The 271-nt window shown below is 47.2% G+C and carries 1 protein-coding gene; it reads right to left on the reverse strand.

Translation table 11 applies throughout. The features are described 5' to 3' along the window. Positions 1-241 (reverse strand): TnsD family Tn7-like transposition protein (locus AC0L3U_RS39430; protein ID WP_473365126.1); only part of this gene is annotated, 241 nt, incomplete at its 3' end. Between the last annotated feature and the right edge of the window lie 30 nt (positions 242-271).

Below are 271 nucleotides of genomic sequence, written 5' to 3' on the forward strand. Positions count from 1 at the left end.
GTAGATTTTTTGCAAGAGAGGTTCCGTTAGGAGTTTGCTTTAACAGCCAGCTCGATGTCGCTCTTGGGTGATCAAGGCTACTATCTAGACGCTTTATGATTCTTAATAGTTGTCGTACAGCAATTCGATCTCTTTGGTTCCAATCAACTCTAGGGGCGGGTGCCAGACGCTCTTGTTGATGCTGTTGATTCCAGTGAACTAGCCAATCCCTGTCATGTCGGTAAAGCCAAGCGTATAGCACCCCACCCTCTAAAGACTGTCTTGCCGCCTT

This window comes from Bradyrhizobium sp. Kon69, assembly GCF_055807515.1.